Raw genomic sequence first — 262 nt, forward strand, 5'->3', positions numbered from 1 at the left:
CTATGAATCCGTTAATACCCTCTGCTAAAACCATTCAGATTTATCTGCCAAAAGGTAATCCTCGCGGATTGCGCTTGGCAGAGATGACCACGCGTACGGTGCGTTTGATTGAGATTCCACGCATTCATATTGATGATTTTTTTGCGATGCCAGATGCCAATCAAGTTGGCTTATATTTTTTGATTGGTGACACCGACAGTATAGATAAGCCATTACTTTATATCGGGCAAACTGGCGATTTGAAAACTCGTCTCAATCAACA

1 protein-coding gene is annotated in these 262 nt (G+C 41.6%); it reads left to right on the forward strand.

The genetic code is table 11. The annotated features are described in order from the left end of the window. A partial coding sequence (locus AAEY98_RS22425) for a GIY-YIG nuclease family protein (protein WP_502959663.1) occupies nt 1-262 on the forward strand: 262 nt, incomplete at both ends.

This window comes from Shewanella sp. AC91-MNA-CIBAN-0169 (assembly GCF_040310165.1).
Taxonomy (GTDB): Bacteria; Pseudomonadota; Gammaproteobacteria; order Enterobacterales; family Shewanellaceae; genus Shewanella.